Annotated in this window: 21 protein-coding genes, 1 pseudogene and 1 other annotated feature; of the genes and pseudogenes, 3 read left to right on the forward strand and 19 right to left on the reverse strand. The window is 52.1% G+C overall.

Annotation, left to right across the window (positions count from 1 at the left end; translation table 11 throughout):
• Positions 1-85: 85 nt before the first annotated feature.
• Positions 86-940, reverse strand: coding sequence for a manganese catalase family protein (locus tag NST44_RS23265; protein ID WP_007130335.1), 855 nt, complete (start codon positions 938-940; stop codon positions 86-88).
• A 183-nt stretch (positions 941-1,123) separates the two neighbouring features.
• Here NST44_RS23265 and NST44_RS23270 point away from each other — a divergent pair, with 183 nt between their 5' ends.
• Positions 1,124-1,630, forward strand: a complete 507-nt coding sequence (locus NST44_RS23270; protein ID WP_007130336.1) for a DUF3231 family protein — start codon at positions 1,124-1,126, stop codon at positions 1,628-1,630.
• Positions 1,631-1,733: 103 nt separating this feature from the next.
• Here NST44_RS23270 and NST44_RS23275 read toward each other — a convergent pair whose 3' ends face one another.
• Both NST44_RS23275 and NST44_RS23280 read right to left on the reverse strand, forming a co-directional pair.
• Positions 1,734-2,084 (reverse strand): DUF2512 family protein, encoded by a 351-nt coding sequence (locus NST44_RS23275; protein WP_007130337.1) that lies wholly within the window; start codon positions 2,082-2,084, stop codon positions 1,734-1,736.
• Between the two features lie 201 nt (positions 2,085-2,285).
• Complete coding sequence (locus tag NST44_RS23280) at positions 2,286-3,260, reverse strand: DMT family transporter (protein WP_340900726.1); 975 nt, start codon at positions 3,258-3,260, stop codon at positions 2,286-2,288.
• Positions 3,261-3,380: 120 nt separating this feature from the next.
• Here NST44_RS23280 and pdxR point away from each other — a divergent pair, with 120 nt between their 5' ends.
• Positions 3,381-4,799 carry a MocR-like pyridoxine biosynthesis transcription factor PdxR gene (gene pdxR, locus NST44_RS23285; protein ID WP_340900727.1) on the forward strand — a complete coding sequence of 473 codons (1,419 nt, stop codon included), beginning with the start codon at positions 3,381-3,383 and terminating at the stop codon, positions 4,797-4,799.
• A gap of 16 nt (positions 4,800-4,815) precedes the next feature.
• Here the strand turns inward: pdxR and NST44_RS23290 are convergent, their stop codons facing one another.
• The 10 genes and pseudogenes from NST44_RS23290 to NST44_RS23335 all read right to left on the reverse strand — a co-directional run bounded on the left by NST44_RS23290 (position 4,816) and on the right by NST44_RS23335 (position 13,403).
• Positions 4,816-6,462: an alkaline phosphatase family protein gene (locus NST44_RS23290; protein ID WP_034273384.1), complete on the reverse strand. Its 1,647-nt coding sequence runs from the start codon at positions 6,460-6,462 to the stop codon at positions 4,816-4,818.
• Between the two features lie 60 nt (positions 6,463-6,522).
• Positions 6,523-7,737 (reverse strand): Bcr/CflA family efflux MFS transporter, encoded by a 1,215-nt coding sequence (locus NST44_RS23295; RefSeq protein ID WP_007130341.1) that lies wholly within the window; start codon positions 7,735-7,737, stop codon positions 6,523-6,525.
• A 276-nt stretch (positions 7,738-8,013) separates the two neighbouring features.
• The gene (locus tag NST44_RS23300) at positions 8,014-8,475 is read right to left on the reverse strand and encodes a DUF2269 family protein (RefSeq protein WP_007130342.1); all 462 of its coding nucleotides are present in this window, start codon (positions 8,473-8,475) and stop codon (positions 8,014-8,016) included.
• Positions 8,472-9,098, reverse strand: a complete 627-nt coding sequence (locus tag NST44_RS23305) for a TetR/AcrR family transcriptional regulator (protein WP_007130343.1) — start codon at positions 9,096-9,098, stop codon at positions 8,472-8,474. Before NST44_RS23305 ends, NST44_RS23300 begins: the two co-directional genes overlap by 4 nt.
• A gap of 27 nt (positions 9,099-9,125) precedes the next feature.
• Complete coding sequence (locus NST44_RS23310; protein WP_340900730.1) at positions 9,126-9,578, reverse strand: DoxX family protein; 453 nt, start codon at positions 9,576-9,578, stop codon at positions 9,126-9,128.
• A gap of 218 nt (positions 9,579-9,796) precedes the next feature.
• The gene (locus NST44_RS23315) at positions 9,797-11,041 is read right to left on the reverse strand and encodes an MFS transporter (RefSeq protein ID WP_251535212.1); all 1,245 of its coding nucleotides are present in this window, start codon (positions 11,039-11,041) and stop codon (positions 9,797-9,799) included.
• A 258-nt stretch (positions 11,042-11,299) separates the two neighbouring features.
• Positions 11,300-11,704, reverse strand: coding sequence for an NUDIX hydrolase (locus NST44_RS23320; protein WP_007130346.1), 405 nt, complete (start codon positions 11,702-11,704; stop codon positions 11,300-11,302).
• Between the two features lie 2 nt (positions 11,705-11,706).
• Positions 11,707-12,211 (reverse strand): annotated as a pseudogene (locus NST44_RS23325) (DMT family transporter).
• A 20-nt stretch (positions 12,212-12,231) separates the two neighbouring features.
• Positions 12,232-12,933 (reverse strand): Crp/Fnr family transcriptional regulator, encoded by a 702-nt coding sequence (locus tag NST44_RS23330; RefSeq protein WP_007130348.1) that lies wholly within the window; start codon positions 12,931-12,933, stop codon positions 12,232-12,234.
• Between the two features lie 44 nt (positions 12,934-12,977).
• Entirely contained in the window at positions 12,978-13,403 is a 426-nt protein-coding gene (locus NST44_RS23335) for a DMT family transporter (protein ID WP_007130349.1), read from the reverse strand.
• Positions 13,404-13,602: 199 nt separating this feature from the next.
• Between NST44_RS23335 and NST44_RS23340 the strand changes: the two genes are divergently transcribed.
• Complete coding sequence (locus tag NST44_RS23340; protein ID WP_340900735.1) at positions 13,603-14,460, forward strand: pentapeptide repeat-containing protein; 858 nt, start codon at positions 13,603-13,605, stop codon at positions 14,458-14,460.
• A gap of 74 nt (positions 14,461-14,534) precedes the next feature.
• On the opposite strand, the gene NST44_RS23345 is transcribed toward NST44_RS23340, so the two are convergent.
• The 6 genes from NST44_RS23345 to NST44_RS23370 all read right to left on the reverse strand — a co-directional run bounded on the left by NST44_RS23345 (position 14,535) and on the right by NST44_RS23370 (position 21,774).
• Positions 14,535-16,232: a glutamine--tRNA ligase/YqeY domain fusion protein gene (locus NST44_RS23345; RefSeq protein ID WP_340900737.1), complete on the reverse strand. Its 1,698-nt coding sequence runs from the start codon at positions 16,230-16,232 to the stop codon at positions 14,535-14,537.
• Between the two features lie 74 nt (positions 16,233-16,306).
• Positions 16,307-16,573, reverse strand: a binding site (T-box leader).
• A gap of 65 nt (positions 16,574-16,638) precedes the next feature.
• A complete protein-coding gene (gene infC, locus NST44_RS23350) occupies positions 16,639-17,127 on the reverse strand; it encodes a translation initiation factor IF-3 (RefSeq protein ID WP_028405530.1) in 489 nt (162 codons plus the stop codon).
• Positions 17,128-17,296: 169 nt separating this feature from the next.
• Positions 17,297-18,331, reverse strand: a complete 1,035-nt coding sequence (locus NST44_RS23355) for a DUF6528 family protein (RefSeq protein ID WP_340900738.1) — start codon at positions 18,329-18,331, stop codon at positions 17,297-17,299.
• Between the two features lie 25 nt (positions 18,332-18,356).
• On the reverse strand, positions 18,357-19,229 hold the full coding sequence (locus NST44_RS23360) for a sugar phosphate isomerase/epimerase family protein (RefSeq protein WP_340900739.1): 873 nt from the start codon (positions 19,227-19,229) through the stop codon (positions 18,357-18,359).
• 32 nt (positions 19,230-19,261) lie between these two features.
• The gene (locus NST44_RS23365) at positions 19,262-20,149 is read right to left on the reverse strand and encodes a DUF6528 family protein (protein WP_340900740.1); all 888 of its coding nucleotides are present in this window, start codon (positions 20,147-20,149) and stop codon (positions 19,262-19,264) included.
• Entirely contained in the window at positions 20,146-21,774 is a 1,629-nt protein-coding gene (locus NST44_RS23370) for a hypothetical protein (protein ID WP_340900741.1), read from the reverse strand. The genes NST44_RS23365 and NST44_RS23370 overlap by 4 nt, the downstream gene beginning before the upstream one ends.
• Positions 21,775-21,781 lie beyond the last annotated feature (7 nt).

Below are 21,781 nucleotides of genomic sequence, written 5' to 3' on the forward strand. Positions count from 1 at the left end.
ATCCCCCTGCTGCTTGGTACTGTGGTACATTCCCGCAACAAAACCGCCTTGAACCAAAAGGCGGTTTTGTTTGCGAAACGCGAAGTTAGGCATTCAGATCGCGTGTTCCGGGGCTATGCTCGTTAGGGAGCTCAGGCAAGTTCGGCACCGGGAAGCCTTCCGGCGGCGGAATGACTTGGAGACTGCCGCCGTTTCGGCTTGGCGTCTGGCCGCTGAAAATTTCACCGATTCGCGTGTTATCCAGCCGAAAATTGAATTGGGCATTATGGAAGCCCATATCCACATATTTTTTACACTCCGGATACTTATTGATATCGTAATTCGGTACAGGGAACAGCTTGCCCCACTCGACGCCAAGCGTTTCCAGCGCCTTGGCAAACGCGTTCTGATGGGCGTTGTCGCGAACGATCAGGAAGGCCAGCGTTTCCCGGAACGTTTTGTTCGTGCTCATCTCATAGATTCTCGATTTCTGCAATACTCCCGTTGATTCCAGCACGAGATTATCGAGCAGATTCGCCACCAGATTGCCATGGTCGTACACATAATTGCCCATCCATGGATTGCCTGCCGCATCGACCGGCAGCGAGCTTTGAGCTCCCATAATAAAGTGATGCGGGTTCGCGTGCTTGACCGCCTCATCCAGCGGCGCTTCATCGATTCCGGCATTGCCCGCGCCATCAGCGCCGGCTCCCGTCAACAGCTGGTTGATCGTATGCTGGACGAGCTCGACGTGGCTGATTTCCTCTAAAAACACGCCTCGTATCAAATCCCGAAACTGGGTGTCCAGTCCCCGGAAGTTATTGCTCTGGAAAAAGAACTGCATCATCGTGCGCATCTCGCCGAACCGTCCGCCAAGCGTTTCCTGCAGCACCTTTGCGGCAGCGGGATCGGGTTGATCCGGCACGATCAAATTGATCAAGTCTTCTTTGTAGAAATACATGGCGATGCCTCCGCTTTCCTGGATTGTATTGATGCCTTCAGTTTCATTCCCAAGGACAAGTTTCATGCACGCTGGGGATTATGTAATAATTACCTGCTGTGCACGCCCAAGAAGTTGCAGCATGAAATACATGGTTCCTGTACATAATGACGATGTTCAATAAATATAAAGGAGCGAATCATATTGGGTATTTTAAGCGGCAATCCGAAAGATGAGCCTATGCATTACGGCGAAATCTTCAGCGTATGGGAAACGTCCATGATGGCCAAGGGCACCATCTCTTGCTATGAGGCGTATATGTATCATGCAGGAGACAAGGAGCTGAAGAAGATCCTTGAGGACCTGCTCGACCAAGCGAGACTTGAAATGAAGGAATGCGACGAATTGCTGACCGACAACGGCATTACGCCGGCTCCGGCGCTGGCTGAACGGCCTCCTGCCAAGCTCGAGGAAATCCCGATGGGCGCCCGGTTCACCGATCCGGAAATCGCCGCCAAAATCGCTGCCGAGAATGCGCTAGGACTCGCTTCTTGCAGCAAAGTGATGGGAATGAGCATCCGGGAAGATATCGGCGCTTTGTTTGCGAAATACCATACAACCAAAGCGGCCCTCGGCCTTCGGATTCTTCGCATGAACAAGGAGAAGGGCTGGCTTATTCCTCCGCCGCTCCAAGCGAAGAGGCCTGAATAGCAGCAGCCGCACGAATAGCAAAGAGACTCAGCAGGATCAAAGCCAAGCTGAGTCTCTTCCTTTTGATCGATGGACGGTCGTTTAATGCGGCTTCCAACAAGGCTTAAGCGCGCTGTCTTCGAACCGGGGTATGATCCCGCAGGAGCCACATATGGAACAAATACTCAAAGCCTCCTGCCAAAACCGTAAGCAGCAGTATCTCCGGGAAGCTTAGCGTCCAATTGGCGGCATCGGCAATGATCCACAGCATGACGAATACCAAGCCTGCATCCGCGATGGTCGCTACCATGTTATTCGTCCTTGGCAGAATTAGAAGATCCCCGAGCAGATAAGCAACAATGCCTATGCCCAGCGCGGTGATCAGGGCCGCAATCAGCGTGGCGTTTGAAAGAGCGAGCAGCAAGCCCGTGATCATGACGCCGTGAACCAGCAGCTTAACCAACAGCTTTTCCATAATTATCACTCCTTCTGAAGTTAGGTTATCCAATTGTTACATTTATAACCCGTTTCAGCGCAATCAAACAGCAAGAATGATCTCTAATGGAACCGTGTGCGTGCCCTGTCGTTTTATTTTCATCGTTGAAATCGGGGATACAGGGAAAATACAAGCTATCGATTAAATAACCCTCTCTCCCCGCTCCGTTGTTTGCTACTGTTAAGTTCTTTTAGCCGTATTTAGATTCAGTCCGGATTTGCCAATGTTACGTTCACCTCCTATTCGTTTCTGGTTCACGCCGATCAGCACCATGCCACCCGCCACCAGCAGCCCTCCGGCCCATTGCTCCACTCCTGCCCGCTGACCCAGCAAGACCACGGACAGCACCAGGGCGGTAAACGGCATCATTCCAGAAAATGCCGCCGCCGTGGAAGCATCGCATCGGCGGATTCCCGCATACCAAAACACAAAGGCAAGTGCCGTCACAAAGGGACCGTACCAGATCAGCGCTAGCCACTCCTCCCATGCGATCCCTGCAAGGGACCGAAGCGGGTGTTCAAACCCCGCCGGTATAAGACAAAGAAGGAACGCTATCGCAGATACCAGCGTCGTTTGCACAACCGGATCCACCGGTTGTTGTGATCGTCCGTCATTTTTTGTCGAGCTCATACGCGACAGGATATTGAATACCGATTCACTAGAAGCCGCGCAGAGCACCAGCACATTTCCGATTAAGTGCTGTACGGTAAAGGGATAATCTTGCGAGAACAGCCCCTGAATCAGAATAATTCCGCTGACCGTGCTAGCGATTCCGAGCAGACTGAAGCGGTTTACCCGCTCCTTCAGAACAAGCCTTGCCAGCACTACGGTAATAGCCGGCGTTGCCCCAGTAATGATCCCCGCTTCCGCAGCGCTGGTATGGGAGAGGCCAAAGAGCATAAACATGCGGAACAAAAACATGCCAAAGACAGCTTGAAGCAGCAGTTGACGCCAGTTTGTGCCGGCTCGGCTCCTGAGCGTACGAACCAGCGCCTGCAATCGCATCGGTACTAGAATCATAAGCACGAGCAGAAGACTGATCGCCGTAATCGTGAACGCGCCCAGCTTGCCGTTCAACAGCCAGGCCGTAATAACCGAAGTACCTGCCAGCGTAAACGCCCCGAACAGATACAACATCCCTTTCCATCTTTCCACCCGAGTTCACATCCTCACAAAAAACAATAGTCGCTTGATATCCTCAACATGGTACAATCTTATCGGAGTTGGTTGAAGAACCAGTTCAGCTTGAATTTATACAAACCAGTTGGAGGAATTATGTGGGGATTCGAATTGCGGCGAGAAATCGAGGTTCCGCTTAAGCGTCAAATTTATCTGGCAATCAAGGAACAAATTGTTGCCGGAAAGCTTCGTGCAGGGGAAGCCCTTCCTTCCACCCGTCAGTTGGCGGAGGAACTGAAGATCTCCCGAAATACGGTGAATGAGGCTTTTGATATGCTGTTGGCTGAGGGATTCGTTGTAAGCCGCCAGGGAGCTCCAACAAGGATCGCGGAAGGCGTAGCTGTCCATACGGAGAAAAAGGAGGTTGCTCGGCAGCGCGAGGAACAGCCTCTTCCCCTCCTCGCCGATTTCCGTACTGGCCAACCGGAGCTCCGGCGGTTCCCTAATTATTTGTGGCAGCAAATCTCGATCAAGGCTTGCCGCGAGATGTCTAACGATATGCTCGGGTATACGGGCCCCCAGGGACTGCCAAGCTTGCGTTTTGAAATATCCTCCTGGCTGTACCGGAGTAAAGGACTTGTGGTAGATCCGCTGGATATTTTCATAACGGCAGGCGCGACCCACGCCTTGAGTGTCATTGCCCACCTGTTGTACCGGCAGGATCAGGCGATTATCGTTGAAGATCCGACGAACATCGAAATGCTCCAGTCGTTCATCAATAAAGGCTATCAAGTGAAACGCGTTCCGGTGGATGAGTTTGGCTTATTAACAGACAAGCTCCCAAGAATTAGCGGCCCTGTCTATGTAACCCCCTCGCATCAATTCCCGCTTGGCGGAATATTGCCTGCCGATCGTCGTGCGGCTTTGATTCGGTTTGCGAGGGAAAATGACAGCTATATCGTTGAGGATGATTACGACAGTGAATTTAGGTATGAAGGAGACCCGGTTTCCCCCCTCTATGCCGTGGATCCGGATCGCGTGATCTATATCGGAACGTTCAGTAAAGTACTGTTCCCGGCCCTTCGGATCGGCTATGTCATTCTTCCGCATTGCCTTCAGGAGCGATGGCGTTATTTGCGCACGCATACGGATGTGCAGAACCCTCCCTTCGAGCAAGAGGCATTAGCAGAATTTTTACGGACACGGAAATTTGACAGGCATATCCGAAGCATGCGCAAGCTGTATCGTGAACGTAGACAAGCGCTCCTGACAGCATTAAAGGCATCATTCGGTGACCGTTGGCGGCTATGGGGCGATGCAGCCGGACTGCATCTTGCGGTCGAATTCGAGGATATGCAGTTCGATCCGTCCTTTAAAGACATGTGCAGGAGCAACCGGATCCGGATAACACCTGTTGAATATCACGCGATTGCCAAAGGACTTCACGCCAATAAGCTGTTATTCGGCTATGGTCACCTGGAACCTCAACAGATCGAAGATGGGCTTGCGGTGCTGAAAGAATTTCTGATTGCCCGGGGATATATGTCATCCGCTCGGCTTGCCCCCCTTAAATAACCATGAAAAAACCGCACTATCGCGCGGTTTCTCCGTCGATCTTCCTTTGCTTCTCGCCTTGTGATGGCTCCACCAGCAAATCCAGCAGGAACGCCTTTAGATCAATCACACGCAAGTACCGGGGTTCACGGTCTGTTCCGCAAATAATGAGCGGCACAAGCGATTCCTTCTTCCTTATAGATCCGTGCCCGCCTCCTCCTTCATGCGTCGGAGAGCTTCGGTCTTTGAGCTCATAACCCGGTTTCGAGGTTACAACCATATAGCTCCCGGCGTGGGAATGAAGAGCGCTCGCCAGTCTTTGCAGAACATCAGGGTATTCACCATAGCTTATGGATTGTCCCCCGTCCCCATCATTCTTGCCTGCTTTCAGATTCAAAGCGTCCATGTCCCCTTCGATCTCCCACTTCTGCCCATAGGTGTCCGAGAACGGACCATCCGCACGATATTTCAGTTTCTTGCCTGAAGAACTCCGGGTGACATGAATCCATCCGTCATCTTTCCATGCGGCCATGTCGATACGATTGTCCTTAAGAAGCTTGCCTGCAATTTCTTGCAGCGAGTACTTCCCATTCGCGTTGTATACGTAAGCCATCGTTTCATTCACGGCGAGGATCACATCGGTTTCATCCGTCGGCCGCTCGCCCGGACGCAGGATACGGTACCCGTTCAGTATGGCCGGAAGGTCGATTTCCGAATGCTGATCAGCCGGCAGCAGCTGCGTCATGCCGCTGTCGCCCGCAATGATGATCACGGCTTCATCCAGCGCTTGTTCGGGCGATCCGAAGGCTTGCAGCATGGAATGAAGCTGAGCGTCAAGCTTCTTGACGCCTTCCAAATCCGAAGGCCCTTTCTTATGAAGCTTCTGATCCAGATCCGGCAAATACACGTATAAAAAGTCCGGCAGCTTCTTCTCCTTGATTAAGTATTCCAAGGCTTCCAGCGCAAATTTGTTATCCATTCCCAATCGGTTGGCAATGCTATCAGGCATATTCTTTTTGCCGTTCAGCGGATTGGAGAGGGCACCCAAGGTCAACAGATCGGGGCCTTTGACCTTGATGTTGCGATGAAGTGAGGTCGGTACCTCGATCCACGTTGGAATGGAGAGGGTATGCTCCGATTTTCCCCGATACACCAAACCGTTGATCGAGCCGGAAGTCAACCCGAGTCTGGCCGCTTCTTCATAGATCGTAGGAATCTTCGGATTGAGGTGCCGGCCGTTCAGGTTGATTAGGGCATCCTCAAGCACATGATTCACGCCCTGCCTCAGAATCTCCATCGGACCGGTTCCGTAGTTGATTAACCGTTTCTCCTCGGCCGAATACCAAAGAAGCCCGGGTACTCGATGTTCATGAGGATAGGTTCCGGTCAGCATCGAGCTGTCAATCGTCACCGACATCGTCGGAAACGAACTGACCATATCCCTATGATACTGTCCATTCTCGATAAGATACTGAAAGGTTGGAAGCTGCTTTTGACGGATCCCTTCATCGATGGATTGGGCCATCAAAGTGTCTATCATAAGAAAGATCACTTTCTTCTTATCGGCCCCCTGCTTGGACTTCACATGCAGCAAATCATGCTCTTTCGTCTCTTTATTCCCACAGCCTACCGCAGCCGCCAGGATGAGAACCACAGCAAACCATTTCATTCCCATTGTTCGCATATCGTCACCCGCCTTACCTACATTTTGCAACGGATAACGAAATGTCATTCGAGGGATTTTTTAGCTTGCCGATGCTCCATCCCCGTTCGCTCTTGTCAGCTTGGTAAACGCCCATGCGCCAAGGCACGAGGTGACGAACAACACCGCTCCCATCGGCACGGCTGTCGTCTCGTCAATGCCGACCAGGGGCGATACCGCCGAGCCCAGCAATAACGGTACCAATCCAAGCACAGCGCTTGCGCTACCAGCCCGATGTCCCTGCTTCTCCATGGCCAAGGTAAATGTGCTGGTTGCGACGATTCCGATCGTGATCATGTATATAAAGATTAAGATGACGATGAGGGCCAGCGGACCTCGGATCGCCGTCATGATAAGCAGCAATGAAGTTGCGCTTACCGCCGTCCATACGCCGAAGCGCAGCAATGTCCGTTCCGGAATGATGCCGCCGAAACGTCCGATCAGAAAGCTGCCGAAGATGATCGCGAGGCCATTGATGCCGAACAGAATGCTGAACACCTGCGGCGATACACCATATATCCCTTGATATACAAACGGAGTGCCTGACACGTAAGCAAAGCTCCCGCCGTGGATGAAGCCGACCGTCAAGGCGTATCCGATGAAGGAACGATCCTTGAACAGATCCCCCATGGTCTTTATCGAGTGGCCAATCGAGCTTGACATCCGTCTCTCGGGCGGCAAGGTTTCCTTCAACCGCAGCGTAATGGTGAGCACGATAAACAGACCGAATAAGCTTAGAAAATAAAAGATCGAATGCCAGCTGGCGGATGGAAGCAGCAAAATCGCTCCGCCCGACATTGGGGCGACCATCGGCGCAACGGCATTGATGACCGACAGCAGCGCAAAGAACTTGGTCAGCTCCCTGCCGCTGAACACATCCCGCACGACCGCACGGGAGATGACAAGGCCGGCAGCAGCAGTAAATCCCTGCAAGAATCTAGCGATAATCAGTGTCGTAATATTCGGGGCAAGCGCGCAAAACAGAGAAGACAATGCGAACAGCCCCAAAGAGATGATTAAGGGCATTCTTCGTCCGCGTGCGTCACTGATTGGACCCACGATCATTTGTCCCAAAGCCAGACCAATCAAGCACGAAGTCAAACTCAGCTGCACCAGTGAGGCTCGCGCTCCCAAGTCAGCCGATATATCGGGGAAGCTGGGCAGATACATATCGATGTTGAATGGTCCCAATATCCCCAGCAAACTTAGTAGAAATGCTAGGCCGAGGCGTTCTCTTCCTGTTGGATTATGAAGCATGCGTATCAAACACCTTTACGAAGAATTTAGCTTAAACTATGAATGTAACAGCCAAGCCATAGCTTGCCGAGCAAGTAAATGCATGCTCAAGCATGTTGGTTCCCGGACGACAAGACTTTGACCATTATAAGGGGTTCCGTTCTTTTTGTTAAGTGTTCGTTATAAAAAAAACACACGGTAATGTTTTACCGTGCGCTCGCCTTCTTCTTATGATTCAGTTTCCTTCCTTTTCCTTACATGGAATCCTAGCGGAGTACGAGTTGACCATCTCTTCTATCAAAATGGCTTTGACACCATAAAATAAAGGATGGCTAGGGGAAGCAGGGTTGCGATCGTTCCGAATATCGCCCAATACCTTGAGGCCTTCTTATACCCTGCCGTGACCGCTCCGCATTCTACGGAATGCCCGCTATGCCTGATCATGCTTTTCTGTAAAGGGATCAATACGCCTCCCCAAATCAGCCCCGTCACGCCAAACAAGAAAAGCGATGCGGTGAGCCAATTCATTCCGCCAATCCCGAATCCGGAGCGACCAGCCATTACGATGCCGGAAACGATAAGCAGCAATAATCCCGGAAGGGTAAACACGTAGTCGGCCAGCATCACATTCTTCGCCGTCCGGTGGATGTGGGACGGATTGCCCTCGATATCGGCCCTTACCTTCCAGAACGCTGCCGTTATGATATTCCCGACAAACAGCACGCTTCCGGTTATATGAAGAAACAGCCATACCGTCATCTGCTCCTGCCCCCCTTCCCGGCTTCTCCGGGCTGGAGAATACCGATGATAAAATCCTCGTACTCGTTCGTACCGAAGACGTCGCTCTTGGCCCCGATCAATCCCCGTACCCGCAGCCCGAAAGACAGCAATTCGAACAGCTCAGCCGTCCGCTCGGCATCGATGGATTTTGGAATTACGCCCGCTTCCTGCCCGGTCTCGATCCACTTCCTCGAGGTGGCCGTCGATTCCCTGTAAAACCCGGCTACAATTTCGGCAATCCCCGGCTGATCGCTCTTTCCGATCAAATACATCAAAATCTGGTTGCTGACGTCATCGCGGCTTTCCAGCTTCGTCATTCCATGCGCGATGGCGTTCATGGGTCCTTCAAATTGCTTCTTCTTCCCCTGCTTGTTTACTTCATTCATAAACCGTTCGTTTGATTCCGCGAGCTTCGCTTTCAATACATTGATATACAGCTCATCTTTGCCGGAGACGTAATGAAAGATCGCGCCTTTGGAGAGTCCGGTGCGCTTCATAATGTCCGTCAACGTCGTTTGACTGCAGCCCTTCTCCCGAATCAATTCCTCTGTTGCTTCCAGCAGGATGTGCTGCGTTTGCTCTCGGCGTTCTTCTTGCTTCATATGCGATTCCTCCTTATAGGTACTGCATTATCCTTGCGAAGGCAGCCAGCCTGCAATTAATATAGCGGCTATAAACACGATTTGAATAACCGTTCTGATCCCTATCGGTGGAACCGGCCTGCCCGCTAGCTTGAGCTTATGACGGGCTGCATGCATGTTAGCTGGAAACATGGCAATCAGCAGCAGTGCCAGCAAGGTTGCTGCTATCGTTGTCGTCGACGGGAAGAGCAGCAGAAAGGCACCCGTTATTTCAAAAATGCCTGTCAAACTTACGATCATCCCCGCCTTCGGGATCCTTGGCGGTACCATCGCAATCAAATCGGGACGCATTCTGCCCCAGTGAGCCGACGCGGCGATCAGCAGCATCACCGCTGCTGCAAAGCGAAGCGATATGACGGTGTCGTTCATGTACTCCCAGCCGGCTAAACCGAGTGACCGAAAAACGAGAAACGAAATGACCATGCCTATAAATGGTGCCATCTCCACCAACTCCTCATCCTCTTTGCTCCTTATTATATATACCGACCATCGGTTTGTAAATACGAACGACAATAAATGAGAGCCGTCCAAATTTACAACCCGCTCACAATGTCATGCGATCGCCGCGACGACATATGAGCAAGCTGTAAATCTGACGGCTTTGATTTGATCTGTTTGATTGCCCGGAGGATTCCCCAATCTATCCGGCATGGGACCATCTATTGTTCTGACGAGGCGGGGTATATTCTGAACAAATGTACGTATAGAACGACACTAATAAGTGCTGACAGCAGGATCAGGCTGAATATTCCCATTGGCGGAATCCACGCCGATAAAAACACAGTGACCGGCGCCAAAAATCGCCCGATCGTATACTGCAGATTGTCAGCGCCCATGTATTGTCCTCTTGCATGCTCCGGAGCATAATGGCTGATAAAGCTTTGCATGACCGGTGAGCGGACAATCTCGCCGAATGTAAACACGATCGTAACGATAAACAAGAACCATAGATTGGTGCTGAAGCCGAGGGCAAACGTCCCTAATCCGGATAACAGCGATGACATAATGAATACGTCGCGCTCCTTCCAATGGCGCAGCCACTTGGTTACCGGCAGGATAAACAGCACAAACAAGAGACCGTTCAGGCCGAGCAGCCAGCCCAATATCTCGGTGCTCGAAAGCATCAGCTTGCCCTCCTCCCAGGAGAACAAAGCCTGAGCAGGCACGTAGTTCGTGACGTAGACGGCTAAATACAAATCCAGCTGCATAATCGCTACCAGCGCGAATATCCCTGCTAGTATGTACACCAGAAACACCTTGTCGCGAAAAATAACGCCGTATCCCTTCCACTGCTCCCTCCATATTTCGCCAACCGTTGCTGAACGGCCAGCGCTTCCCTCCCCAGGCGGCATGGATTCTTTAACGATCAAATAGATAGCGATGAAATACAGCAGCAGGATGAACGAGCAGGTCCACAGCAGCTCCTGCCGGTAATGGAAGAAGAATACCGCTCCAAGCGCCGGGCCTAACACTGCCCCGATATTATTGGCGGTCGTGAACGTAGCGAACACTTGACGCCGGTCCTGTGCCGGAACCAGGTCCGCCACCATGGCCGTGCTGGCCGGCCGATAAATGGCACCGCCGAAGCCAATGGCAATAAACGCCGCATAATCGAGCCAATGGGAAGATGACAAGGCGAATACGGCGAACATCAAGGTTTGGAGCGCAGCGCCCGTCAGCATGACGGGACGGCGTCCGATCCGGTCCGCCAAAGCGCCTCCGATCAAGCTCCCTGCCATGCTGAATAACGGGGGAACCGTCATCAGCATCCCCGCGATATCATTTCCTAACGCATTCCCGAAATAAACCGCGATAAACGGAAAGTACATCCACACGAGCATATTGAACAGCGCTTCGCCAAATAAGCGAACTTTTAAATTGGTATTCCATAATCGAATTTGCATAAGAAATAGGCTCCCTTTAGCTATACAACGCGATGGCTAAGCTCTGACTTCCCGGCCGGGTATCACCTACTATAAAATAATTTCCTGGCAAAATATAGACTTATATTAGGCGTTCGTTTATACTAATAATATGAAAATCGAATAAGACCCCGTTTGATTCAAATGTTCCTTAAATCGAACGTACGTTCTAAATCTAATGATTAAAGACGCCTCCGCGGAGGCGTCTTTTTTAGACTTAAATGCATCATCGTTCTCTGGTTAATCGTTCAGCTGCTTGGTCTCGTATAACCGCTCGAAGATCAGCCGGCTCACCTCGGACACACGTCCTTTATCTTGATATGTCAACCATGCCAGCTCCTCGATCTCCGAGGCTGGCGACAGCTCTCCGTCCGCCTCTGCCGTATAACAGGACATCTTCACGATGGCTCCATCGGTTTTACCATGAGCCTCCGCCTCGAAGGTTCCGTAGTGCACGGCGCTTTCCGGTTGTATCCGAACGGACAGCTCCTCTTCAATCTCCCTGGCAAGCGTTTCGAGCTCCGTCTCGCCGGCCTCACGCTTTCCGCCGGGAACATAGTACGTATCCTTGCCTCTGGAACGGGCGCATAAGATGCGTCCGTCAACCACATGCAGCCATGCGACTTTATCAATGATCGATCCCATGTTTACTCTCCTCCTTCGCGAACTTTTCGAGCTTCTTGCTTCTCTTGTGATCCTCCTAATTTAAACACCAGAATGCCGCCGATGATAACCAACTCCAATCAGCTGGTTTATTGTAAAAGGAACCTTAGCAAGACCGAGCCATCCCATGGAATCCCACAAGAGGGCGAACCCGAGCTGTGACGTCATGACAATCGATATGGCGAACGTCGGTCCGAGCATTTTCGTAGCTTGAACCAGACAGATCACCACGCCTACGCCGATGACCCCGCTGATCCAATACCAGGGCTTCATCTGGTCCAGCTGGAAGGTGGCGGTACCCTCAACTGCCAAGCTTATGATGAAGGATGCAGCAAAGCCCAATCCAAGCACCAATGTTGTCGTTGACCATAGTCCCGTGGCAGCATTAACCCGGTTGTTGAATATATTTTGCAGACTTACCAGAGCGCCGGCTATAAGCGCCAATACCAATCCTCCGGCCACATTCCGCTCCTCCTTCACTTTCCTCATATGGCGTTCTTAGCGGTCATTTATTCTTCGTAAATATTGCCCCCGGCCACCTCGAACAGCTTCTCCCGATTCTTGATCAGGATGATGCCGCGGCGGCGCTCGATCAAGCCGTCCTTGCAAAATTTATGAATCACCCGGTTCAGATGCCTGTAGCTTGTCCCGAGCAGATTCGCAATATCTGACAGCTGGAAGACATCTGGAGGATCGGTTGCGAACGCTCCGGAATCGCCTTGCGAGACCGAAAGCAGATAACTGGCCAGACGAACTTCCACCGGATGCATCAGATTAAAGCTCATAAAATTGGACTTAATATAAAATTTGCGGGTGACGATCTGCAACAGAAACTGCAGCAGCGGCGGATGGGACTGACCGTATTTATTCAGCCAACGATGATGAACGGCAACCATGGTCGAAGGCATCACCGCCTGCACCGTGTTGATGAATGGATTTCCTTGAATATACTCAATATCACCAATCACCTCCAGCGGCGTTTTAAAGGACAGGATGAGCGCCCTGCCTTCCGGTGACGTTGTAAACACCTTGATTTTCCCTCCAACAAGCACATAAAGGTATTCAGCGGTCTCCCCCTGCTTGCAAATGCTCTCTCCCTGTTCGTACTCACACAGCAGCAGATGGGGCTCCAGTTCTTCCGGGAACACATGCTCCATCTGGTGCTCGCGAATTAAGGAACGCAGGCGTTCCGGATCGCGACTTTCTTTCATCGATCAGTTCACTTCCCATCTGTTCATGATTCTGTCCTTTGCTGCTACATTTTAAGGAACAGCACACCGGCGATCATCATGGCAATGCCAATGCATTGAGCTGCCGTAATCCTCTTCTTGGCCACGCCGAACCATCCGCCGGCGTCAATCACGAACGTCAGGCTCAGCTGTGCGATCAACAGCGCCGATATCGTCAAGGTTACCCCGATATGCCGGATCGCGGTAACTTCACTGAATATGATCGGTGCCGCCAAAGCGCCTCCTAATACATACAGCGGGTTCACCTGCCTAACCCAATACTGCTTGCTGTCACGGACAAACGACAAAATTACCAAAGCCATCAAAAACCCCGTCAGCTGCGTTACGGATGCCGCCGGCCATGTTCCCATATCCTGACTGATCCTTGCGTTCGCCACACCCTGCAGCGTTATGCATGCACCGCCCAGTATAGCAAATACAATTCCTCTCATGCGTATAAACTCCTCGCGTCGTAATTGATCTGTATATTATTAAAGAGTATATCCGGCATTGGGGAAAAGGACATATGTCCTAAATGGGGCGAAAATGATTAAACTCCGATTGCATCTATGACTTTACCCTCTCTATGGTCTAAAATAGAATCTATGTATTCATGTTCATCGCCCATGTGGAAGGAGATTCATATCATTCATGACGAACAAACAAACCTCATCCGAATCGCTGCGGCATAGTCTGCAATCGGACTGTTCCAGCTGCTTCGGCTTATGCTGCGTGGCGCTGCCCTTCGCGGCATCATCGGATTTTGCGGTGAATAAGAACGCCGGAACACCCTGCAGCAATCTGAGAGCCGATTTCCGCTGCGCCATCCACGATCATCTTAGACAAAAGGGCTTCCGCGGCTGCACCGTTTTCGATTGCTTTGGCGCAGGACAGAAGGTATCCCAGCTTACTTACCAGAGACGCGACTGGCGGCAGTCAACTGAGACCGCCAAGGAAATGTTCGAGGTATTCCCGATAATGCGGCAGCTCCACGAGCTGTTATGGTATTTAAGCGAAGCATTGGAACAACAGCCGGCGCAAGAAATTCATGCCGATATCGAACGAGCGCTGGAGGAGACCGAGCGGATGACGCTTCTCCCTCCGCCAGCTCTGCTGAAGCTCGATGTGGCAGCTCATCGGGCCGAAGTCAATTTGCTCCTGCTTCGGACAAGCGAGCTTGTCCGGGAGAATGCTCGCCGTAAGCACACCGGTCCTCCCGTCAGGAACAACATCGGCGGCCGGGGTGCGGATCTGATCGGCGCCAAGCTTAAGGGCGCAGATCTTCGATATGCCAATCTGAGAGGGGCTTATCTCATCGCAGCTGATCTGCGCGGCGCGGATCTGAGGGTAGCCGATCTGATCGGCGCGGATTTCCGGGATGCGGACATTCGGGGAGCCAATCTGACCGGATGCCTCTTCCTAACCCAAGCCCAAGTCCAAGCCGCCATCGGGGATGCGAGCACGAAGCTCCCGCCTTCGTTAACGCATCCTGAACATTGGCCGGCCTGATTCGTTCCCGATGGAATGCAGCGAATGCAACTCTATTCCTAGCGTTCGCAAAGCTTAATGCATCGCATACATGGTCATTTGAACATGTCGCTGTTCTGCCTCTTCCACGAATCCTTCAACGGCACAACGCGGTTAAACACAAGATGCCCGGAATGGGCGTGCTTGTTATCGAGACAGAAGTAGCCGTGTCGGATGAACTGGTAGGTTTGATGGAATGAGGCATTGCTTAGGCTCGGCTCAAGAAAAGCCGTCTCCACCCGAATCAACAATGCCGGGTTCAGGAGCTCCTTCCAATCGTTGCCGGATTCTGCAAGAACAGCGGTCTCCTTCAGAAGGCGATCATACAGATGCAATTCTGCATGGATCCCGCAACTCATGGATACCCAGTGAATCGTCGACTTGACTTTCCTTGCGTTGAACCCGCTTCCGCTTCGTGTCAACGGGTCATAGGTGCAGTGCAGCTCGGTTATTTTACCGGTTAACGGGTCCTTTACGACTTCCTCGCAGCGGATAAAGTAAGCTCCCTTCAGCCGCACCTCCTGCCCCGGCGACAGCCGGTGAAACCCTGCGATCGGATCCTCCATGAAATCCTCCCGTTCGATCACCAGTTCCCTGGTGAACGGGACTTTCCTGGTTCCCAGGGATTCATCGCCTTCATGGTTCCGCAGAACAAGCATTTCCGTCCGGTCCGCCGGAAAATTCGTGATGACCACTTTCAGCGGGTGCATCACAGCCATGGCATTCAGGGACCGCATCTTCAAATCCTGGCGGACAAAGTGCTCCAGCATCGCCGAGTCCACGGTACTAGGATTTTTTAGCGCGCCAAGCTCTTCGAGAAATCGTCGAAGCCCTTCCGGAGTCACGCCCCTACGGCGCAACCCTTGCAGTGTCGGCAGTCTTGGGTCATCCCAACCGTCGACATAACCCCCATCAACCAGCTCCCTCAAATATCGCTTGCTCGTAGCCGTTCCCGAAATATTCAGCCGGCCGAATTCCCTCTGCTTGGGAGGCTCCGGAATATCAAGCTCCCTCAGTACCCATTCATACAGCGGGCGGTGATCCTTGAACTCAGCCGAGCATAAGGAGTGCGTAATCCCTTCAATGGCATCCTGGATCGGATGGGCAAAGTCATACATCGGGTAGATACACCATTCATTTCCGGTTCGGTAATGCTCCGCATGGATAATCCGGTACAGTACGGGATCCCGCAAATTGAGATTAGGCGATGCCATATCGATCTTCGCCCGAAGCACCTTCGAGGCGGCTGCAAACTCTCCATTCTTCATCTGCTTGAATAAGGACTCATTTTCTTCCACCGTCCGGCCTCGGTATGGACTATCCTTCCCCGGCTCGGTCAGCGTTCCCCGGTAAGCAGTTATCTGCTCCGGACTAAGGTCGCAGACATAGGCCTTGCCCTTGCGAATCAGCTTGATTGCGGCCTCGTAGATTTGCTGCGAGTAATCCGATCCGAAATATACATCCGGCTTCAATCCAAGCCATTCAATATCCTGTTTGATCGCCTCCACATATTTAACGTCTTCCTTAAGCGGGTTCGTATCATCGAAGCGCAGATTAAACCTGTCGTCAAACCGGTCAGCGATCGAATGGTTAACCTGGATGGCATATGCGCTTCCGATGTGAAGATAACCGTTCGGCTCGGGCGGGAAACGCGTCGCGATCGGCCTGCTGTACACTCCGCTCGCGATGTCCTCCCGCACAATGTCCGTCAGAAAGTCGGACTTCATAGCTTCGTTTCTTTTGTCAGTGCTCATGGGTACAACCTCCTCTAAATTAACATGTTCATTTCCTCTGGAACGACAAAAAATCCCGCCCCCAAGACAAATGTCTTGGGGACGAGATTTGATTTCGCGGTGCCACCCCTATTTGCCGATATCTCACGATACCGGTCTCATCAGGTACGGCCATCGGCTGACGGCTTATACCCTAGCTCTATAACAGGAGCTCCTGTCGCACCATCTGCTTATGTAAACCACAAGTTCCGATGCGCCGCTCAGAGGCTTGGTTCAACGAAGGGTTTCCCGCCCCTTTTCAGCTTGCCGGGGCTCTCTGCAGGGAATCCTGACTCGTCTACTCTTCTCTTCATCGCGTTTATAATTTGAATTATAGTATCATCAAAGAACGCAAAAGTAAATCATGGAATTGCACGCCTGGTGGCATTTACACCGGGAGCAGCTTCACCGTCGCCTGTTTGCCGCTCACTTGGATGCCGGTTTCCTTCGTTCCCTTCCCGGCCAGATCGTGGATCAACCGTTCCAGCAGCTTCCTGGCGGCATCGCCCTCCTTGCCCTGAATGCGGATGATCGGCTGGACCGCCTTGCCCGATTCAAGCAGCTTCTGCATTTGAGACAGCTTGGTGTCATAGTCGTGCTCCTCGATATGTACGGTGAGGCGAAATTCTTTCACTTTGATCGGACCGCTGGCCGGCTTCTGTCCTTTCTTCTCCTTCGCGGCCTCCTGCTTGGCCATTCCTCGGCTGACCAGCTTGCATGGCGGAGGGCTGCTGAACAGCGAAGTGCACACTAAATCCGCCTTATTCGCTTTCGCCAGGGCTAATGCCTCGTCCCGTGGCATGATGCCGAGGTCCTCACCGTCGAGTCCCGTCAGTTCAACCTCGCGTGCTTTTATTTTCTCGTTCATCATCAACATCCGATTGCCTCCTTCAGATCCATCCCTGATACGTAAGGATAGCATACCATACCAGGCAAAAAAAGATCGCCCAAGCACATCGCTTGGACGATCCTCAGCAGCATCTCCTCACTCGTCGCCTTAAGAGCTTTTGAAAGGGATATGGGCTCTCGATCCCGGCTATCTTCAACTACTGATAGTTAGGATTCAGTATCCGTGCTTTGTAGAATGCAGCACCGGTCTTGGTACGCGTTGCACTCGGAAGGAAAAAGTCTGCCGAATCCGTACACCACGTGTAAAGCGTACAGCCGCCGACCGGATTCTTCGCGACATCCGCGACCGTTTGCACCACCTGGCCTGATGACTGATTACCGACAGCCTTTACGCCCACCCGGCTGATCTCGTCAGCTCCCGCATACGTAAGATCGAGCGAATTGGTCGATTTGACGTATTGATATACCTTCCCACCCGATGCCACCCACAATCGGTCAAGGTCTCCATACACCGGTTGTATGTCATGCCCGTTCAAGCGGGTAACATCCAGTCGAACATGCTCGGTCAACGTCGGGCTCGCGGCTGTTCCCCCTACCTTCAACCCAACGATCGCCCCATTTCCCAGGCTCCATAATATTTCATTATGCGGATCCCAAGATACGCCGTGAGCGCTCTCCAAACGATACTCTGCGTATGTCATTGAATGACAGCTCTGAGACGATGTATAAATCCGTACCCAGCCTCCAGTGCTTGCTGCAACGGCAATGTTGCCGTTGGGCAGAAGTTCGGCGGAGTGGGGATTGCCGCCTACATTCGCTGCCCAGAGCTTATAATTTCCTGCAGGATATGGAATAATCGCGGCCAATCCCCTTGAGTCGGTAACGAGCATAACCTGGGTTCCGAAGAAAGCGCTGTTTCTAATCCGTGCTTCCGTCGGCAATCCCCAATAGGCTGTAAACTCAGCGAAGCCGTTGGATGCACTGGGTGCCCAAGACCATTTAACGGCCCTGGAATCATTCCAATCAGAGACGCCAGGGTCCATCACCAATATTTTTTTGGACGCTTGATCGCTCATAGCGATATCATAATCCTCCTGGAGAGGCGAAGATGCGTCCACCCAGCTCATTCTTAGGTTATCCCCGGCAATAAAGAGAGTCAGGGCAGCCAGAGAGATACCAGCAGCGAGCAGCAAATGGCGCAGCCGGGATGTCATCTTCTTCCGATTATTCATTTGATCCCTTCCTTTCATCATGTGTTCACGGAAGTTCGATTGCTTTCGGATAAGCAAGATCATAGCTTTTGATCAATCGTTCCCAGCAAGCTGCCAATTCCGAAGGAACAGGTCTGCGGACCTCGAACATAAACGGACCTTGGTAATCGTGCAGAACCAATGCTCGCAAAACCTCGTCCCACCGAATGGAGCCCATGCCCGGCATCCAGTGTCTTTCATCTCGACCGTCGCAATCCGACATATGGACCGTGAAGATGCGTTCGCCCTGTTCTCTGATGAAGCATTCCGGGGCTTCCAGCAGAAGATGGTTGACATCACAACATATGCCGAGCCGAGGATCCGCTGCAAGCAGACTTGCGATCTCCCGGCCCGAATTCCCGAGGCACGTGCGCGGCAAGCATTCAACTGCGATCCGTATGCCGAGCGCTTCCGCTTCATCTGCCAGCACCGATAATGCCCTCCTGCACGCTTCCAGCCGTTGCGGACGTTCCTCATCCGTAATTGGCTCCCAGCTTGGATGGAGTACAACCATGGGAATGCCCCATTCATGGGCAAGCTGCATCAACCGGCATAATAAGCGGGAAGCCTCGACAGAAGCCGCTTCGCTGACGGCCGATATATCGAAGGCGGGGCCATAAGGCAGATGCAGCGTCCAAATGCTGATTCCAAGCTCTCGACTATTCTCGATCCAAAATCTGCAGGTCCGCTCATTCACCGGATTGAACAGATCGAAGGCATCGTTTCGCCAAGCCAGCTCGATAACCTTAATGCCGGCTTGATGAACAGCTTCAATATCGACATGACCATCGGCCCAATCATTTAACGAGAGCGATGTTCCAAGCGGCCACCTGGAAGGATGATCCGATAGGACAGACCGATGCTTCTTTAGTGAAGTCATGCTCCAGCCTCCTTATTGTGATCATAGACGGGCTAATATCCCGGGGCCCAAATCCTAGCCTTGTATATCGCTGTCCCTTTGCGGATCCGATTCGATGTCCCGTGTAAGCGGATCTCGTCCGTCGTCCATTCATAAAGTCCTCCCGGTTTGGGCGCAGCAGAAACGATTACGCCAGAAGGTTGATTGCCGATGCTCTTCACATCATGCCAATCCACAAACGGGCAATCCGCATATTCACTCACAAACCGACCGGATGGTATGACGTACTGGTAGACATGCGAAACCGTAGTGATCCACAAGCGATCGTCGTTTCCCCACACGGGCTGGAGATCATGGCCGTACCTGCTTGGCAGGGGAACCCGATCGTCCACCGCGATCTCCGGTTGATCATCTGTTCCTTCGAGACGGAGGGCTACCAAATCATGATCGCCTAGAGCCCATAATACATTTCGGCGAGAATCCCAATGCAAACCATGCGAACCAGGAAGCGGAAGCTCGGCATAAACTTGATCTGTTAGCCCTTGGGAAGAAGCATAGATCCTGACCCAACCGCTTGTACTGGCCGCCACAGCCAGATTCCCGTTAGGAAGCAGCTCGGCCGAGTGAGGATTGCCGCCTACGCAGGCCCCCCATATGAGGGATTTTCCTCCGGGATAAGGAATGATCGCTGCAAGCCCGCAAGAATCCGTAACGATCATGCACTGCCCACCGCGAATCGGATCATGCCGAAGCTTGGCTTCAGTCGGCAGCCCCCATGCCGGAAGGAGCTCGCTGAATCCGTCCACGTCTAAGAGAGACCAGGACCATATCAATGATTCGTCCATGTTCCAATCGGGCGCTGTCGGGGCGAAAACCAGGATTCGATGGCTTTTCTGGTCTGTGCAGGCAATCGGATAATCCATGCTCTGACTGTCGCTCATTTGTCGAGCCCCTGCTCTCGCACAGCTTCATTTACTTCCTGTATAGCCTGTGACAAGCCTTTGTTCTCGTAACCTGCCACAATGCTCTCCCACATCGCTACCGGGTCCTCCTTGGATAGCATGACCCTAGTCAAATCCTCCGTCGGATTTATGGCGCTCAGCTTCGATTTGGCCGGGGTATACAGCAGTTCCAGCTGATAATTGGTCGGCACGGGGACATGCTCGGCGATTCGCTGCTTCAGTCCTTCCCTCGACATCCTCGACAGCTTCTCTCCATATGCAATATTGTTGACTTCACTCTCTACGAATTCGAGCTCTTGTCCCCAAGCCGCGAGCGAACCAAACAGGTTGAAGGACGGATACAAGCTGCCAATCGTTTTAAATTCGCCCTCTTCATTCTTCTCTCGCGTAATCGTGATCTTCTCGCCTTCTATGGTATAGTCCTTCCCTTCAATTCCGTACTGTTTATTTCTGATAAATTCGTCAGAGAGCAGATAATCGTATATTTGCAGGATTCTGTCCATTTTCTCGTCGTTCACTCGAGCACTGAAATAGCTTTCCGACCAGAACGTAACGGCCGTATAGCGGTATCGGTTTCCGTCATCCGATTGCCATGTCACCGGAATGATGTGGGCAATATCCTCAAACTTTGTGTCCTTGTTATATTTGCTCCATGCCGCATTGAGCTTGGCTAAACCGTTCGGAGTAGCCTGCATGGAGATCGCGCCCACTTTACCCTGGCCGAATTTTTCAATCCCGTCGTTTGTTTTCATAATGGCAAAATCCGGATCGATCGCGCCTTCCGTAAAGAGCTGGCGCATCTGCTTGACGACCGTCTTCATCTTATCGGAGGCATAGTAAGGGATATACGTTCCATTCTCCTTCACCCACGAGCTGTTCAGCAGGTGTGGAAAGGTGCCTCCGGCAATGGGAGCCAGCATCGCAGCCGACCGGAAGGTAAGACCAACCGTATCGTTCTTGCCATTTCCGTCCGGGTCATCCTTGGCGAAAGCCTTCAGCATATTCAAATAATCATCGTAGGTAACGGGATCCGCAATCCCTAACTTCTCCATCCAATCCTTGCGGACGATCAAGGAACGTTCCATCGCCCATGTATCATAATCCCGGTACGTCAGGCGCGGAATCATATAGGCCTTCCCGTCCACACGAAGCGACTTGGTTTCGTCGAGCGAAAGCACCTTGGCTACATTCGGATAGGGACTGAGATCGTCTGGAAGTGCGCGAATGATCCCTTGTTTAATCCAGGAATAATACGTCTCCGAGTTAATGATATCGTGACTGAACACATCGGGGAGCTCGCCGGAGGCGCTCCAGAGCTGATATTTTTCCTTGTAATCCGAATAGCTGATCACTTTGTCAACGAAACGGACATTAAATTTGCTTTCGAGCTGCTTCAAATATTCGTCTGTTTCACGGTTCGGAAAGGCGAGCCCGATGTTAAAAAAAGAGACCGATATATCCAGCTTCTTCCCGTTCTTCCCTCCCCCGGATCCACCTTCTCCAGCCTCGCTATTGCCTGCCTTCCCGGTGCAACCTGTAATGACAAGAGCCAGGATCATGATCGCGATCAAAACGGATTTTCCTTGCCAGCGGACGCTTTGCATAGTAAAA

It is taken from the genome of Paenibacillus sp. FSL W8-0919, from assembly GCF_038003785.1.
Classification (GTDB): domain Bacteria; phylum Bacillota; class Bacilli; order Paenibacillales; family Paenibacillaceae; genus Paenibacillus_AQ; species Paenibacillus_AQ lactis.

Excerpts from the sequence above, each read along its gene's own strand:
- NST44_RS23265 (WP_007130335.1), bottom strand. The coding sequence starts at position 940 with ATGTATTTCTACAAAGAAGACTTGATCAATTTGATCGTGCCGGATCAA.
- NST44_RS23275 (WP_007130337.1), bottom strand. The coding sequence starts at position 2,084 with ATGGAAAAGCTGTTGGTTAAGCTGCTGGTTCACGGCGTCATGATCACG.
- pdxR (WP_340900727.1), top strand. The coding sequence starts at position 3,381 with ATGTGGGGATTCGAATTGCGGCGAGAAATCGAGGTTCCGCTTAAGCGT.
- NST44_RS23290 (WP_034273384.1), bottom strand. The coding sequence starts at position 6,462 with ATGCGAACAATGGGAATGAAATGGTTTGCTGTGGTTCTCATCCTGGCG.
- NST44_RS23295 (WP_007130341.1), bottom strand. The coding sequence starts at position 7,737 with ATGCTTCATAATCCAACAGGAAGAGAACGCCTCGGCCTAGCATTTCTA.
- NST44_RS23300 (WP_007130342.1), bottom strand. The coding sequence starts at position 8,475 with ATGACGGTATGGCTGTTTCTTCATATAACCGGAAGCGTGCTGTTTGTC.
- NST44_RS23305 (WP_007130343.1), bottom strand. The coding sequence starts at position 9,098 with ATGAAGCAAGAAGAACGCCGAGAGCAAACGCAGCACATCCTGCTGGAA.
- NST44_RS23310 (WP_340900730.1), bottom strand. The coding sequence starts at position 9,578 with ATGGCACCATTTATAGGCATGGTCATTTCGTTTCTCGTTTTTCGGTCA.
- NST44_RS23315 (WP_251535212.1), bottom strand. The coding sequence starts at position 11,041 with ATGCAAATTCGATTATGGAATACCAATTTAAAAGTTCGCTTATTTGGC.
- NST44_RS23320 (WP_007130346.1), bottom strand. The coding sequence starts at position 11,704 with ATGGGATCGATCATTGATAAAGTCGCATGGCTGCATGTGGTTGACGGA.
- NST44_RS23330 (WP_007130348.1), bottom strand. The coding sequence starts at position 12,933 with ATGAAAGAAAGTCGCGATCCGGAACGCCTGCGTTCCTTAATTCGCGAG.
- NST44_RS23335 (WP_007130349.1), bottom strand. The coding sequence starts at position 13,403 with ATGAGAGGAATTGTATTTGCTATACTGGGCGGTGCATGCATAACGCTG.
- NST44_RS23340 (WP_340900735.1), top strand. The coding sequence starts at position 13,603 with ATGACGAACAAACAAACCTCATCCGAATCGCTGCGGCATAGTCTGCAA.
- NST44_RS23345 (WP_340900737.1), bottom strand. The coding sequence starts at position 16,232 with ATGAGCACTGACAAAAGAAACGAAGCTATGAAGTCCGACTTTCTGACG.
- infC (WP_028405530.1), bottom strand. The coding sequence starts at position 17,127 with ATGTTGATGATGAACGAGAAAATAAAAGCACGCGAGGTTGAACTGACG.
- NST44_RS23355 (WP_340900738.1), bottom strand. The coding sequence starts at position 18,331 with ATGAATAATCGGAAGAAGATGACATCCCGGCTGCGCCATTTGCTGCTC.
- NST44_RS23360 (WP_340900739.1), bottom strand. The coding sequence starts at position 19,229 with ATGACTTCACTAAAGAAGCATCGGTCTGTCCTATCGGATCATCCTTCC.
- NST44_RS23365 (WP_340900740.1), bottom strand. The coding sequence starts at position 20,149 with ATGAGCGACAGTCAGAGCATGGATTATCCGATTGCCTGCACAGACCAG.
- NST44_RS23370 (WP_340900741.1), bottom strand. The coding sequence starts at position 21,774 with ATGCAAAGCGTCCGCTGGCAAGGAAAATCCGTTTTGATCGCGATCATG.